This window comes from Pseudomonas fluorescens (genome assembly GCF_902498065.1).
GTDB classification, from domain to species: domain Bacteria; phylum Pseudomonadota; class Gammaproteobacteria; order Pseudomonadales; family Pseudomonadaceae; genus Aquipseudomonas; species Aquipseudomonas fluorescens_BJ.
Map to the genome: position 1 here is coordinate 575,351 of NZ_CABVIR010000002.1, position 13,706 is coordinate 589,056.

A 13,706-nucleotide genomic window follows, 5' to 3' on the forward strand; every position below is an offset into this window, starting at 1 on the left:
CCCATCTCCCTCCCGACACTTCTGGCATAACACTTGCTCTTGCCTTGCCGTGCGACTGTGAAAACCCGAATAGTGACGGATTATTGGCATGGCGAAGAGCGAAGCAGCAGCAGTAAAAGACCCCGCAACCAAAGGCAAACTCAAGCTGATCATTGTGGTCGTGGTGGCCCTTCTGCTGGCGATCGGCTTGTCCGTGGGAGCGACCTGGTTCTTCATGCACAGCGCCCAGAGCAAACCGGTCGCTGCGGCTGAAACCACCCCGGTCGGCAAGCAGCCGGCGGTTTTCGAGCAAATGGCGCCGGCCTTCGTGGCCAATTACAACCAGAACGGCCGCCAGCGCTACATGCAGGTGAGCATCACCATGCAGGGTCGCAATCAGGCCGACCTGGAAGCGCTCAAAGTTCACATGCCGGTCATCCGCAACAACCTTGTCATGCTGTTTTCCGGGCAGGATTTCGCGACCCTGGCGTCGCCGGTCGGTCAGGAAATGCTGCGTCAGAAAGCCACGGCCAGCGTCCAGGAAGTGGCGCAGAAAGAGCTTGGCAAAGTAGTCATCGAACAGTTGCTTTTCACTAATTTCGTACTGCAGTAGGAACACGACATGGCCGTGCAGGACCTGCTGTCCCAGGATGAGATCGATGCGCTGTTGCATGGTGTCGACGATGGTCTGGTACAGACCGATACCGCTGCCGAGCCCGGCAGCGTCAAAAGCTACGACCTGACCAGCCAGGATCGCATCGTCCGTGGACGCATGCCGACCCTGGAAATGATCAACGAGCGTTTCGCCCGCTACACCCGTATCAGCATGTTCAACATGCTGCGCCGCTCGGCGGACGTTGCCGTCGGTGGTGTGCAGGTGATGAAGTTCGGCGAATACGTGCACTCGCTGTACGTGCCGACCAGCCTCAATCTGGTCAAGATCAAGCCGTTGCGAGGCACCGCGCTGTTCATCCTCGACGCCAAACTGGTGTTCAAACTGGTGGACAACTTTTTCGGCGGCGACGGCCGTCACGCAAAGATCGAAGGGCGTGAATTCACCCCGACCGAACTGCGGGTGGTGCGCATGGTGCTGGAACAGGCCTTCGTCGATTTGAAGGAGGCCTGGCAGGCGATCATGGAAGTGAACTTCGAGTACATCAACTCGGAAGTAAACCCGGCCATGGCCAACATCGTCGGCCCGAGCGAAGCCATCGTGGTGTCGACCTTCCACATCGAACTCGATGGCGGTGGCGGCGACCTGCACGTGACCATGCCGTACTCGATGATCGAGCCGGTGCGTGAAATGCTCGACGCCGGCTTCCAGTCGGACCTCGACGATCAGGACGAGCGTTGGGTCAATGCCCTGCGCCAGGACGTACTCGATGTCGACGTGCCGATTGGTGCCACGGTTGCCCGTCGCCAGTTGCGCCTGCGCGACATTCTGCATATGCAGCCGGGGGACATCATCCCGGTCGAAATGCCGGAAGAAATGATCATGCGCGCCAACGGCGTGCCTGCGTTCAAGGTCAAGATGGGCTCGCACAAAGGCAACCTCGCGTTGCAAGTGATCGAGCCGATCGAGCGCCGTTGACCGGCGCCTCTTCACATTCGCTTTTAACTGACGGCTGCCTTTGAAGGGTTGCCCGCCGAGGACACATAATGGCAGACGATATGAATACCCAGGACGACCAGGCGTTGGCTGACGAATGGGCTGCGGCCCTGGAAGAAACCGGCGATGCCGGGCAGGACGACATCGACGCTTTGCTGGCCGCTGACGCTGCCGGTTCGTCGTCCAACCGTCTGCCCATGGAAGAGTTTGGCAGCGTGCCGAAAAACAACGATCCGGTGACCCTGGACGGTCCGAACCTGGACGTGATCCTCGACATCCCGGTGTCGATTTCCATGGAAGTCGGCAGCACCGACATCAACATCCGTAACCTGCTGCAACTCAACCAGGGGTCGGTGATCGAGCTCGATCGTCTGGCCGGTGAACCGCTGGACGTGCTGGTCAACGGTACGTTGATCGCTCACGGTGAAGTCGTGGTGGTCAACGAGAAGTTCGGCATCCGCCTGACCGACGTGATCAGCCCAAGCGAACGCATCAAGAAGCTGCGCTGAGTGAACAAGGTTCTGGGGTTAGTGCTGGCCTTGCCGTTCAGTGTTCTGGCGGCCGAGCCGGTGGCGACTGTTGCCGCGGCCCCTGCGGTCAGCAGCGGTGTGGCGGGGCAGTTGACGCAACTCGTGCTCGGTTTGCTGCTGGTGCTGGGGTTGATCTTCTTCCTCGCCTGGCTGCTGCGCCGGGTCCAGCAAGCCGGACCGGCCGGAAAAGGGCAGGTGATCGAGTTGATCGGTTCCCGGGCGTTGGGTCCACGTGACCGATTGATGCTGGTGCAGGTCGGCAACGAGCAGATTCTGCTTGGTTTGAGCCCTGGCACCATCACCGCGCTGCATGTGCTCAAGGAGCCGGTGCACGTGCCGGTCACCGAGAAAGCGACCCCGGAGTTTGCCCTGCGCCTGATGGAGCTGATGGGCAAGGATCAGAAGGATAAGAAGTAATGGGTGCGCTACGCATCATCTTGACGCTGGCCCTGATGCTGGCTGCGCCGCTGGCCGTCGCCGCCGATCCGTTGTCGATCCCGGCGATTACCCTGGGCACCAACGCCAATGGCGCTCAGGAATACTCGGTCAGCCTGCAAATCCTGTTGATCATGACCGCGCTGAGTTTCATTCCGGCGTTCGTCATGCTGATGACCAGTTTCACCCGGATCATCATTGTCTTCTCGATCCTGCGTCAGGCCCTGGGCCTGCAGCAGACGCCGTCGAACCAGATCCTCACCGGCATGGCGCTGTTCCTGACCCTGTTCATCATGGCGCCAGTGTTCGACCGGGTGAACCAGGATGCCTTGCAGCCGTATCTGGCGGAAAAACTCACCGCGCAAGATGCCGTGGCCAAGGCCCAGGTGCCGATCAAGGACTTCATGCTGGCGCAGACGCGCAGCAGTGATCTGGAGCTGTTCATGCGCCTGTCCAAGCGCACCGACATTGCCACGCCGGATCAGGCGCCGCTGACCATTCTGGTGCCGGCCTTCGTCACGTCCGAGCTGAAAACCGCTTTCCAGATCGGCTTCATGATCTTCATTCCATTCCTGATCATCGACCTGGTCGTCGCCAGTGTGCTGATGGCCATGGGTATGATGATGCTCTCGCCGCTGATCATTTCCCTGCCGTTCAAGATCATGCTGTTCGTGCTGGTGGATGGCTGGGCGCTGATCATCGGTACATTGGCAAGCAGCTTCGGCGGTGTTTCGCCATGACGCCGGAAGTTGCGGTAGACATCTTTCGCGAAGCACTCTGGCTGACCACCATGATGGTCGCGGTGCTGGTGATTCCGAGTCTGTTGGTGGGCCTGTTGGTGGCGATGTTCCAGGCCGCCACGCAGATCAACGAACAGACCCTGAGCTTTCTGCCGCGCCTGCTGGTCATGCTGGTGACCCTGATCGTCGCCGGCCCGTGGCTGGTGCAGACGTTCATGGAGTACATCCTGCAGTTGTACGGCAATATTCCTCGGGTCATCGGCTAAACCATGCCGTCGCTGCTGCAACTGACCGATACCCAGATCAGCACCTGGGTGGCGACGTTCATGTTGCCGTTGTTTCGCATCGGTGCCTTGCTGATGGTCATGCCGGTCTTCGGTACGACCCTGGTGCCCAAGCGAGTGCGCTTGTATTTCGCCCTCGCGATCACCGTCGTGATTGCCCCCGGTTTGCCGCCGATGCCGCCGGTCAATGCGCTGGACTTGAGCGGGCTGCTGCTGATTGCCGAACAGATCCTCATCGGCGCGGTGTTTGGGTTCGCCCTGCAACTGTTCTTCCAGGCCTTCGTGGTCGCCGGGCAGATCGTTTCGATTCAGATGGGCATGGGCTTCGCGTCGATGGTCGATCCCACCAACGGCGTTTCGGTGGCGGTGATCGGGCAGTTTTTCACCATGCTGGTGACGCTGTTGTTCCTGGCCATGAATGGCCACTTGGTGGTCTTCGAAATTCTCACTGAAAGCTTCACCACGTTGCCGGTCGGTAGCGGGTTGATGGTTTCACAATTCTGGGACCTGGCCGGCAAGCTCGGTTGGGTGCTGGGTGCGGCGTTGATGCTGGTGCTGCCAGCGATCACGGCGCTGTTGGTGGTCAACATCGCGTTTGGCGTGATGACCCGCGCCGCGCCGCAGCTGAACATTTTTTCCATCGGCTTCCCGCTGACCCTGGTGCTCGGGCTGTTCATCGTCTGGGTAGGGCTGGCGGACATCATCAATCAGTATCAACCGCTGGCTACCGAGGCCTTGCAGTGGTTACGCGAACTGGCACGGGCGCGCTGAGTCATGGCTGAGAGCGAGAGCGGTCAGGACAAAACAGAAGACCCCACGGAGAAACGTAAAAAGGACTCCAGGGAAAAAGGCGAGATTGCGCGCTCCAAAGAGCTCAATACCCTGGCGATCATGCTCGCCGGTGCCAGTGCGCTGCTGATCTTTGGCGGGGCTTTGGCGCAGGACATGATGGAACTGATGCGCATGAACTTCACGCTGTCGCGGGAAGTGATTCTGGATCAGCGCAGCATGGGCGCCTTCCTTCTGCACTCGGGGCAGATCGCCCTGCTGTCGATTCAGCCAGTGATGATCACCTTGCTGCTGGCGGCGTTTCTCGGCCCGATTTCTCTCGGCGGCTGGCTGTTCGCGGCGGGCTCGCTGGCACCGAAATTCAGTCGCATGAACCCCGGCGCAGGGCTGAAGCGGATGTTCTCGGCCAAGGCACTAGTGGAACTGCTCAAGGCCCTGGCGAAGTTTTTCATTGTGCTGTTCGTCGCACTGGCGGTGTTGAAATCCGACATCGACGACTTGATGCGCATTGCGCATGAGCCGTTGGACATGGCGATCATTCACAGCCTGCAAGTGGTTGGCTGGAGCACCCTGTGGATGGCCTGCGGCTTGATCATCATCGCCGCTGTCGACGTGCCGGTGCAGCTGTGGGAAAGCCACAAGAAACTGCTGATGACCAAGCAGGAAGTGCGCGACGAGCACAAGGATCAGGAAGGGAAGCCAGAGGTCAAACAGCGTATTCGCCAGTTGCAACGCGAGATGTCCCAGCGCCGAATGATGGCGGCCATTCCTGAGGCCGACGTGGTCATTACCAACCCGACTCACTACGCCGTGGCGCTCAAATACGACCCCGACAAGGGCGGGGCGCCGATGCTGATTGCCAAGGGCAATGATTTCCTGGCGCTGAAGATTCGTGAGATTGCCGTGGCGAATGAGGTGTTGTTGCTGGAATCGCCTGCTTTGGCGCGGTCGATCTACTACTCCACCGAACTTGATCAGGAAATCCCTGGCGGGCTCTATCTTGCCGTCGCCCAGGTGCTCGCTTACGTCTACCAGATCCGACAGCACCGGGCTGGCAAGGGTAAACGGCCGGATCCGCTGAAGGATGATTTGCCGATTCCGCCGGATTTGCGGCGGGATTCTTGAAGGACCTAGCGTTTATTGAAAATGCTGATCGCGAATACGATAACGTTCAGCCTGTAAAACATCGACTTCGCCAGGTATGGCTGAATTCATTCTTTTTTTATATGAGGAAATTAATCCTCGATCCAGACCTTTACGACTTATGAGCGCAAGCCGCGTTGAAATGTCAGGACCCGTTATCTGATTCAATCGCTGGAATAGAATGCGATAACCTGCTTGATCAGTAGCTGCTGCGTTATTTATAAGTTTGTTGTAAGGTTTTTCGAAAGGGTGTGCTATGTATCTAGGATCCATAAACTCACGAGTTTCGGGGCGTGCAGCCCTGTAAGCGAGTTGTTCAAGCCGCATGGAAGCTTGGGGTGGTTTGCTGCTTGTAGATATGCTCAGGTCGAACTGGTCTCTTGTAAAAACTGATAGTTGTGCATCACTTATTAGCTCGGGGATTTTAGTTTCTATTTCAATAATTCGGGCATGAGCGCGCGTAGCTTCTTCAGGAGTTATTCCTGGCCTTGATACAAATCGACTACCAAAGCTCGAAATTGGTGTTGGTGCTGACGGTTGCCTGCCTAGTAGACGGGCAAAGAACTCTCGAACATGTCCAGTTGAATCGGTATTGTTAATTGGATCTCCCAAACAATACATATACGAATTCAGTCCGCCGTCTCCAAACGGACTCCAACTATCCGGACAATTAAACCGCATCAACACCGGATTAAACGCCCGATACCCATTCCCCAACAAGTAACAACCGGTAACCGGATCCGGCCGTTCGCCGTTAAAGCCAAGCAGGCTTAGCAATCCATTTTCAGGGCGGTGGTGGCCGTAGGGCGTATACGCGATAGGTCGCCGTGTTTGATTGGCATTAAGGGTCTGCAGCACGGAGCGCTGCTGATCAGTGGCCAGCAACGTGGTACTGAGTGCATCGCCCTCGCTCTGCTGCTGCGCCAGTATTTGGTCGCCGTGTTGCAGTAGCGAATACCGGTTCACACCCTGGATCTCGGTAGCCAAACGGCTTTTGCAATAAAACCGCTGCCGCTCAGGCGCACTCGGGTGCTCATTGGCTATCAGCCGGTCGAGGGCGTCGTAGCGGTAATGGCAGAGCAGGGTTTCGCGCAGCGATTGCATGAATGAGTGCTCCAAAGGTCAGAAGGACTGGCACTCAGTATTGGCGGTATCGCCAGGGTTGGGTACTAGCAGAACTGCTAGTTTTCCGGGGTCAAACAGCGTATTCGCCAGTTGCAACGCGAGATGTCCCAGCGCCGAATGATGGCGGCCATTCCTGAGGCCGACGTGGTCATTACCAACCCGACTCACTACGCCGTGGCGCTCAAATACGACCCCGACAAGGGCGGGGCGCCGATGCTGATTGCCAAGGGCAATGATTTCCTGGCGCTGAAGATTCGTGAGATTGCCGTGGCGAATGAGGTGTTGTTGCTGGAATCGCCTGCTTTGGCGCGGTCGATCTACTACTCCACCGAACTTGATCAGGAAATCCCTGGCGGGCTCTATCTTGCCGTCGCCCAGGTGCTCGCTTACGTCTACCAGATCCGACAGCACCGGGCTGGCAAGGGTAAACGGCCGGATCCGCTGAAGGATGATTTGCCGATTCCGCCGGATTTGCGGCGGGATTCTTGAAGGACCTAGCGTTTATTGAAAATGCTGATCGCGAATACGATAACGTTCAGCCTGTAAAACATCGACTTCGCCAGGTATGGCTGAATTCATTCTTTTTTTATATGAGGAAATTAATCCTCGATCCAGACCTTTACGACTTATGAGCGCAAGCCGCGTTGAAATGTCAGGACCCGTTATCTGATTCAATCGCTGGAATAGAATGCGATAACCTGCTTGATCAGTAGCTGCTGCGTTATTTATAAGTTTGTTGTAAGGTTTTTCGAAAGGGTGTGCTATGTATCTAGGATCCATAAACTCACGAGTTTCGGGGCGTGCAGCCCTGTAAGCGAGTTGTTCAAGCCGCATGGAAGCTTGGGGTGGTTTGCTGCTTGTAGATATGCTCAGGTCGAACTGGTCTCTTGTAAAAACTGATAGTTGTGCATCACTTATTAGCTCGGGGATTTTAGTTTCTATTTCAATAATTCGGGCATGAGCGCGCGTAGCTTCTTCAGGAGTTATTCCTGGCCTTGATACAAATCGACTACCAAAGCTCGAAATTGGTGTTGGTGCTGACGGTTGCCTGCCTAGTAGACGGGCAAAGAACTCTCGAACATGTCCAGTTGAATCGGTATTGTTAATTGGATCTCCCAAACAATACATATACGAATTCAGTCCGCCGTCTCCAAACGGACTCCAACTATCCGGACAATTAAACCGCATCAACACCGGATTAAACGCCCGATACCCATTCCCCAACAAGTAACAACCGGTAACCGGATCCGGCCGTTCGCCGTTAAAGCCAAGCAGGCTTAGCAATCCATTTTCAGGGCGGTGGTGGCCGTAGGGCGTATACGCGATAGGTCGCCGTGTTTGATTGGCATTAAGGGTCTGTAGCACGGAGCGCTGCTGATCAGTGGCCAGCAACGTGGTACTGAGTGCATCGCCCTCGCTCTGCTGCTGCGCCAGTATTTGGTCGCCGTGTTGCAGTAGCGAATACCGGTCCACACCCTGGATCTCGGTAGCCAAACGGCTTTTGCAATAAAACCGCTGCCGCTCAGGCGCACTCGGCTGCTCATTGGCTATCAGCCGGTCGAGGGCGTCGTAGCGGTAATGGCAGAGCAGCGTGTTGCGCCGTGATTGCATGAGTGAGCGCTCCGACGTTAAGAATGGCAGGCACTCAGTATTGGTGGTTTGGCCTGGGTCGGGTACTAGCAGAACTGATAGGTTCATTGATCTTTGGTCCGTCAGATTGGCTTTTCAGTGACGCACTTTTCCGGATGCTCATCCCGGACTTGCCCCCGATGAGGCCCTCCGAGACGACACAGCTCTCCCTGTTTTAACCCCCGGCAAAAAGTTGGAAGGCTTCTTGCAGTAGCCGCCCTGCGCCTGCTTCAGGCGTCAAAAGTTTGCTTTAAAGGAACGGGGAAAACCGGTGGATCGCTCTCAGTTACTCAACAGTGCCCGCACAAACGTTGCCGACTTAAGTCGGGGCAATCTGGGCGTGCCGTTGTTGCTGCTGGTCATGCTGGCAATGATGATGTTGCCGATACCGCCGTTCCTGCTGGACGTGTTCTTCACGTTCAACATTGCCTTGTCCATCGTTGTGTTGCTGGTCTGCGTCTACGCCTTGCGACCACTGGATTTTGCGGTGTTCCCAACCATTCTGCTGGTGGCGACGCTGATGCGGCTGGCGCTGAACGTGGCCTCCACGCGGGTGGTGATGCTTCACGGGCAGGACGGCCATGCCGCCGCCGGTAAGGTGATCCAGGCGTTCGGTGAGGTGGTGATCGGCGGTAACTACGTGGTCGGTATCGTGGTCTTCGCGATTTTGATGATCATCAACTTCGTCGTGGTCACTAAGGGTGCCGGGCGGATTTCCGAGGTGAGCGCGCGTTTCACCCTCGATGCGATGCCTGGTAAACAAATGGCGATCGACGCCGATCTGAACGCCGGCCTGATCGATCAGAACCAGGCCAAGCTGCGCCGGATGGACGTGGCCCAGGAGGCCGAATTCTACGGTTCCATGGACGGTGCCAGTAAATTCGTGCGCGGTGACGCCATCGCCGGTTTGCTGATTCTGTTTATCAACCTGATTGGCGGCATGGCGGTCGGTATCTTCCAGCACGGCATGACCTTTGGCGATGCGGGCAGGGTTTACGCGCTGCTGACCATCGGTGACGGTTTGGTGGCGCAATTGCCATCACTGTTGTTATCTACAGCGGCTGCGATCATGGTGACCCGTGCTTCGGGTTCGGAAGACATGGGCAAGCAGATCAATCGCCAGATGTTCGCCTCGCCGAAGGCGCTGGCCGTGGCGGCGGGTTTGATGGCGGTCATGGGCCTGGTGCCCGGCATGCCGCACTTCTCCTTCCTGAGCATGGCGGCCCTGGCGGCCGGCGGTGCGTATCTGTTCTGGAAGAAGCAGAACATCGTCAAGGTTCAGGCCTTGCAAGAGGTCAAGCGTCAGCAGGAATTGCTGCCATCGCCGGCACGCGCTCAGGAAACCAAGGAGCTTGGCTGGGACGATGTGACGCCGATCGACATGATTGGCCTGGAAGTCGGCTATCGTCTGATTCCGCTGGTAGACCGCAACCAGGGTGGTCAGTTGCTGGCGCGGATTAAAGGCGTGCGTAAAAAGCTGTCCCAGGATCTGGGCTTCCTGATGCCGACTGTGCATATCCGTGACAACCTCGACCTCGCACCGAGCGCCTATCGCCTCACCTTGATGGGGGTGATCCTGGCCGAAGCGGAGATTTATCCGGACCGCGAGCTGGCGATCAACCCCGGCCAGGTCTACGGCTCGCTCAACGGCATTACCGCCAAAGATCCGGCTTTCGGGCTGGAGGCGGTCTGGATCGAAGTCAGTCAGCGTGCACAGGCACAATCCCTCGGTTACACCGTGGTCGATGCCAGTACGGTAGTGGCAACCCACTTGAACCAGATTCTGTACAAGCACTCCAGTGAGCTGATCGGCCACGAAGAAGTGCAGCAACTCATGCAATTGCTGGCCAAAAGCTCGCCAAAACTGGCCGAGGAGCTGGTGCCGGGCGTGGTTTCGTTGTCGCAGCTGCTCAAGGTGCTCCAGGCGTTGCTGGCCGAGCAGGTGCCAGTACGCGACATTCGGAGCATCGCCGAGGCGATCGCCAACAATGCCGCCAAGAGTCAAGATACTGCCGCTTTGGTCGCCGCGGTGCGCGTCGGCGTATCCCGTGCAATCGTCCAAAGCATTGTAGGGACTGAGTCCGAGCTTCCAGTTATCACCCTGGAGCCAAGGTTGGAACAAATATTGCTCAATAGTCTTCAGAAGGCAGGACAAGGCTCGGAAGAGGGTGTTCTGTTGGAGCCAAGCATGGCTGAAAAACTGCAACGCTCGTTGATCGATGCGGCGCAGCGTCAGGAAATGCAAGGTCAACCGGTGATTCTGCTGGTGGCCGGCCCGGTTCGCGCGATGCTGTCGCGATTCGGCCGACTGGCAGTCCCGGGTTTGCACGTGTTGGCTTACCAGGAAATCCCTGACAACAAGCAAGTGACCATCGTTGCGACAGTAGGGCCCAACGGCTGAGGTAGTGGTTTATGCAAGTTAAGCGTTTTTTCGCCGCCGATATGCGTCAGGCCATGAAGCTGGTTCGTGATGAGCTGGGCGCTGATGCCGCCATCATTGGCAATCGCCGGATCGCCGGCGGTGTCGAGCTGACGGCTGCTCTAGATTACAAGCTGTCGGCGCTGGCCCCACGTGTTCCAAACATGGAGCTCGAGGACGAGCTGCGCAAGACCCAGTCGCGGATCGTCACCGCCCAGGCCGAACTGAGCCTGCGTAGCGAGGGCGAGAGCGACAAGTCCACCAATCGCCAGTTGTTTGCCGGCCTGCCACTCACCGCCGCCGAACCGCTGATCGAACCGACTTACACTGAACCCCGTCGTGCAGCGCCGGCGCCCGCGCCAGCCTCCGGCGGTGTCGATCCGCGGGCGTTCGATTCGATGCGTTTCGAACTCAACAGCCTGCGCGAACTGATGGAAGTACAACTCGGCTCCCTGGCCTGGAACCAGCTGCAAGGCAGCCGTCCGGCCCAGGCCAACCTTTGGCGTCGCCTGCAGCGCATCGGTTTGTCCGGCCCGTTGTCCCGCGATCTGCTGGAAATGATTACCGGCATCGAAGAGCCCCGTCAGGCCTGGCGCATGTTGCTGGCGCACCTGGCGCGGATGATCGCCACGCCGGAAGTCGAGCCACTGGAAGAGGGCGGCGTGATTGCCATGGTCGGCCCTGCGGGCATGGGCAAGACCACCACGCTGGCCAAGCTTGCGGCCCGTTACGTGCTCAAGTACGGCGCTCAGAACATCGCGCTGGTGAGCATGGACAGCTACCGTATCGGTGCTCAGGAACAACTCAAGACGCTCGGTCGGATCCTCAATGTGTCGGTCACCCACGTCGATCCCGGCCAGTCCCTGGTGCAGGCGCTGGATCCGTTGCTGCGCAAGCGTGTGGTGCTGATCGATACCGCGGGCCTTCAGGCCAGCGATCCCGCATTGCGCATGCAGCTCGAAAGTCTGGCCGGCCGTGGCATCAAATCAAAAAATTATCTGGTTCTGGCAACCACCAGCCAGAAACAGGTTCTAACCGCCGCGTATCACAGTTACAAGCGCTGCGGGCTCGCTGGCTGCATCCTGACTAAACTGGATGAAACGGCAAGCCTGGGTGAGGTGTTGAGCCTGGCAATCAGTCATGAATTGCCGGTGGCTTACCTGACCGATGGACCGCGTATTCCGGATGATTTGCATCTGCCGCGTCGTCATCAGTTGGTCAGCCGCGCCGTCAGCGTGCAAATGCAGGAAGAACCCAGCGAAGAAGCCATGGCTGACATGTTCGCTGATATTTACCACAGCCCGACCAAGCAGGTTGGCTGAGGTATTAATGAACAGTTTTTGTACCTACATCGATGGTCTGCCATGCATTGTTCAGTTGATGAACGCGCAGCCAGTAATGTGGCCTCCGTCTATGCAAGACAAGGTAAAGAAATAACATGGGCAGCATGCATCCCGTACAGGTGATCGCGGTGACCGGCGGCAAAGGTGGCGTCGGGAAGACTAACGTGTCAGTGAACTTGTCCCTGGCTCTAGCTGAGCTCGGCCGGCGCGTGATGCTGCTGGACGCCGATCTGGGGCTGGCGAACGTTGACGTCCTGCTGGGACTGACACCCAAACGTACCCTGGCCGACGTCATTGAAGGCCGCTGTGAGCTGCGCGACGTGTTGTTGCAAGGCCCCGGCGGAATCCGCATCGTCCCGGCCGCGTCCGGCACTCAAAGCATGGTGCATCTGAGCCCGGCTCAGCATGCCGGTCTGATCCAGGCCTTCAGCGATATCGGCGACAACCTCGACGTGCTGGTGATCGACACTGCTGCGGGGATTGGTGACTCGGTAGTCAGTTTCGTTCGCGCCGCGCAAGAAGTCTTGCTGGTGGTCTGCGACGAGCCGACCTCGATCACCGACGCCTACGCCCTGATCAAACTGCTCAACCGCGACTACGGCATGAACCGCTTCCGGGTCCTGGCCAACATGGCCCAGAGCCCGCAGGAAGGCCGCAACCTGTTCGCCAAGTTGACCAAGGTCACGGACCGCTTCCTCGACGTCGCCTTACAATACGTCGGTGCGGTGCCGTACGACGAAAGCGTGCGCAAGGCTGTGCAGAAGCAGCGCGCGGTCTATGAAGCCTTTCCTCGCTCCAAGTGTTCCCTGGCTTTCAAGGCCATCGCACAAAAGGTCGATACCTGGCCGCTGCCCGCCAACCCGCGTGGGCACCTGGAGTTTTTCGTCGAGCGCCTCGTGCAACAAACGGCAGGACCCGTGCTATGACCGCCAGCGGTTACAACCTCTACAAGAAGTCGGCACGTGACGCGCAGTACGAGCTGATCGAGCGTTACGCGCCACTGGTCAAACGCATTGCCTACCACTTGCTGGCGCGACTGCCCGCCAGCGTCCAGGTCGAAGACCTGATTCAGGCCGGGATGATCGGCCTGCTTGAAGTGTCCACCAAATACGACGCCAGCAAAGGCGCGAGTTTCGAGACGTACGCGGGCATTCGAATCCGCGGCGCCATGCTTGATGAAGTGCGCAAAGGGGACTGGGCGCCACGTTCGGTCCACCGCAATACCCGCATGGTCAGCGACGCAATTCGCTCGATTGAAGCTAAAACCGGCCGTGACGCTAAAGATCACGAAGTTGCGGCCGAACTCCAATTGAGTCTCGACGATTACTACGGGATTTTGAACGACACCCTGGGCAGCCGGTTATTCAGTTTCGACGATCTGTTGCAGGACGGCGAACACGAAGGGCTGCACGAGGATGGCGCGAGTGCTCATCTCGAGCCGTCACGCGATCTGGAAGATGAACGCTTCCAGGCGGCGCTGGCGGACGCGATTGCCAATTTGCCGGAGCGTGAGCGACTGGTGTTGGCGCTGTACTACGACGAAGAGTTGAATCTCAAGGAAATCGGTGAGGTCCTGGGGGTCAGCGAATCTCGGGTCAGCCAGTTACACAGCCAGTGCGCGGCCCGTTTGCGGGGGCGTTTGGGGGAGTGGCGAGCGCGCTGAAGGCAGTGTGGGGACACT

At 58.0% G+C, this 13,706-nt stretch carries 14 protein-coding genes and 1 pseudogene; 13 read left to right on the plus strand and 2 right to left on the minus strand.

Features of this window, described 5'->3' with window-relative positions:
- Positions 1-88 precede the first annotated feature (88 nt).
- From fliL to flhB, 8 genes are all read left to right on the plus strand, one after another.
- On the plus strand, positions 89-592 hold the full coding sequence (gene fliL, locus F8N43_RS11955) for a flagellar basal body-associated protein FliL (protein ID WP_150630227.1): 504 nt from the start codon (positions 89-91) through the stop codon (positions 590-592).
- Between the two features lie 9 nt (positions 593-601).
- Complete coding sequence (gene fliM, locus F8N43_RS11960; RefSeq protein ID WP_008024584.1) at positions 602-1,570, plus strand: flagellar motor switch protein FliM; 969 nt, start codon at positions 602-604, stop codon at positions 1,568-1,570.
- 68 nt (positions 1,571-1,638) lie between these two features.
- A complete protein-coding gene (gene fliN / locus F8N43_RS11965) occupies positions 1,639-2,097 on the plus strand; it encodes a flagellar motor switch protein FliN (RefSeq protein ID WP_008039811.1) in 459 nt (152 codons plus the stop codon).
- Positions 2,098-2,535: a flagellar biosynthetic protein FliO gene (gene fliO / locus F8N43_RS11970; RefSeq protein ID WP_150653821.1), complete on the plus strand. Its 438-nt coding sequence runs from the start codon at positions 2,098-2,100 to the stop codon at positions 2,533-2,535.
- Positions 2,535-3,293 (plus strand): flagellar type III secretion system pore protein FliP, encoded by a 759-nt coding sequence (gene fliP / locus F8N43_RS11975; RefSeq protein ID WP_150630225.1) that lies wholly within the window; start codon positions 2,535-2,537, stop codon positions 3,291-3,293. Before fliO ends, fliP begins: the two co-directional genes overlap by 1 nt.
- On the plus strand, positions 3,290-3,559 hold the full coding sequence (gene fliQ / locus F8N43_RS11980) for a flagellar biosynthesis protein FliQ (protein WP_008024593.1): 270 nt from the start codon (positions 3,290-3,292) through the stop codon (positions 3,557-3,559). Before fliP ends, fliQ begins: the two co-directional genes overlap by 4 nt.
- A gap of 3 nt (positions 3,560-3,562) precedes the next feature.
- Positions 3,563-4,348, plus strand: a complete 786-nt coding sequence (fliR, locus tag F8N43_RS11985) for a flagellar biosynthetic protein FliR (protein ID WP_150630224.1) — start codon at positions 3,563-3,565, stop codon at positions 4,346-4,348.
- 3 nt (positions 4,349-4,351) lie between these two features.
- Positions 4,352-5,491: a flagellar biosynthesis protein FlhB gene (flhB, locus tag F8N43_RS11990; protein ID WP_150630223.1), complete on the plus strand. Its 1,140-nt coding sequence runs from the start codon at positions 4,352-4,354 to the stop codon at positions 5,489-5,491.
- 12 nt (positions 5,492-5,503) lie between these two features.
- Here the strand turns inward: flhB and F8N43_RS11995 are convergent, their stop codons facing one another.
- Complete coding sequence (locus F8N43_RS11995; protein ID WP_150653822.1) at positions 5,504-6,613, minus strand: RHS repeat-associated core domain-containing protein; 1,110 nt, start codon at positions 6,611-6,613, stop codon at positions 5,504-5,506.
- Between the two features lie 90 nt (positions 6,614-6,703).
- On the opposite strand from F8N43_RS11995, the pseudogene F8N43_RS12000 reads away from it, so the two are divergent.
- Positions 6,704-7,123: pseudogene (locus F8N43_RS12000) on the plus strand (EscU/YscU/HrcU family type III secretion system export apparatus switch protein); the annotation flags it as partial.
- Between the two features lie 12 nt (positions 7,124-7,135).
- Here F8N43_RS12000 and F8N43_RS12005 read toward each other — a convergent pair.
- On the minus strand, positions 7,136-8,245 hold the full coding sequence (locus F8N43_RS12005; RefSeq protein ID WP_150653823.1) for an RHS repeat-associated core domain-containing protein: 1,110 nt from the start codon (positions 8,243-8,245) through the stop codon (positions 7,136-7,138).
- A gap of 289 nt (positions 8,246-8,534) precedes the next feature.
- Between F8N43_RS12005 and flhA the strand changes: the two genes are divergently transcribed.
- The 4 genes from flhA (at position 8,535) to fliA (ending at position 13,688) form a co-directional block, all read left to right on the plus strand.
- Positions 8,535-10,664, plus strand: coding sequence for a flagellar biosynthesis protein FlhA (flhA, locus tag F8N43_RS12010; RefSeq protein WP_150630221.1), 2,130 nt, complete (start codon positions 8,535-8,537; stop codon positions 10,662-10,664).
- Between the two features lie 11 nt (positions 10,665-10,675).
- Positions 10,676-12,004 carry a flagellar biosynthesis protein FlhF gene (gene flhF / locus F8N43_RS12015; RefSeq protein ID WP_150630220.1) on the plus strand — a complete coding sequence of 443 codons (1,329 nt, stop codon included), beginning with the start codon at positions 10,676-10,678 and terminating at the stop codon, positions 12,002-12,004.
- Between the two features lie 116 nt (positions 12,005-12,120).
- Positions 12,121-12,951, plus strand: coding sequence for a flagellar synthesis regulator FleN (fleN, locus tag F8N43_RS12020; RefSeq protein WP_008001746.1), 831 nt, complete (start codon positions 12,121-12,123; stop codon positions 12,949-12,951).
- Positions 12,948-13,688 carry an RNA polymerase sigma factor FliA gene (gene fliA / locus F8N43_RS12025; RefSeq protein ID WP_007894214.1) on the plus strand — a complete coding sequence of 247 codons (741 nt, stop codon included), beginning with the start codon at positions 12,948-12,950 and terminating at the stop codon, positions 13,686-13,688. The genes fleN and fliA overlap by 4 nt, the downstream gene beginning before the upstream one ends.
- Positions 13,689-13,706: the final 18 nt, after the last annotated feature.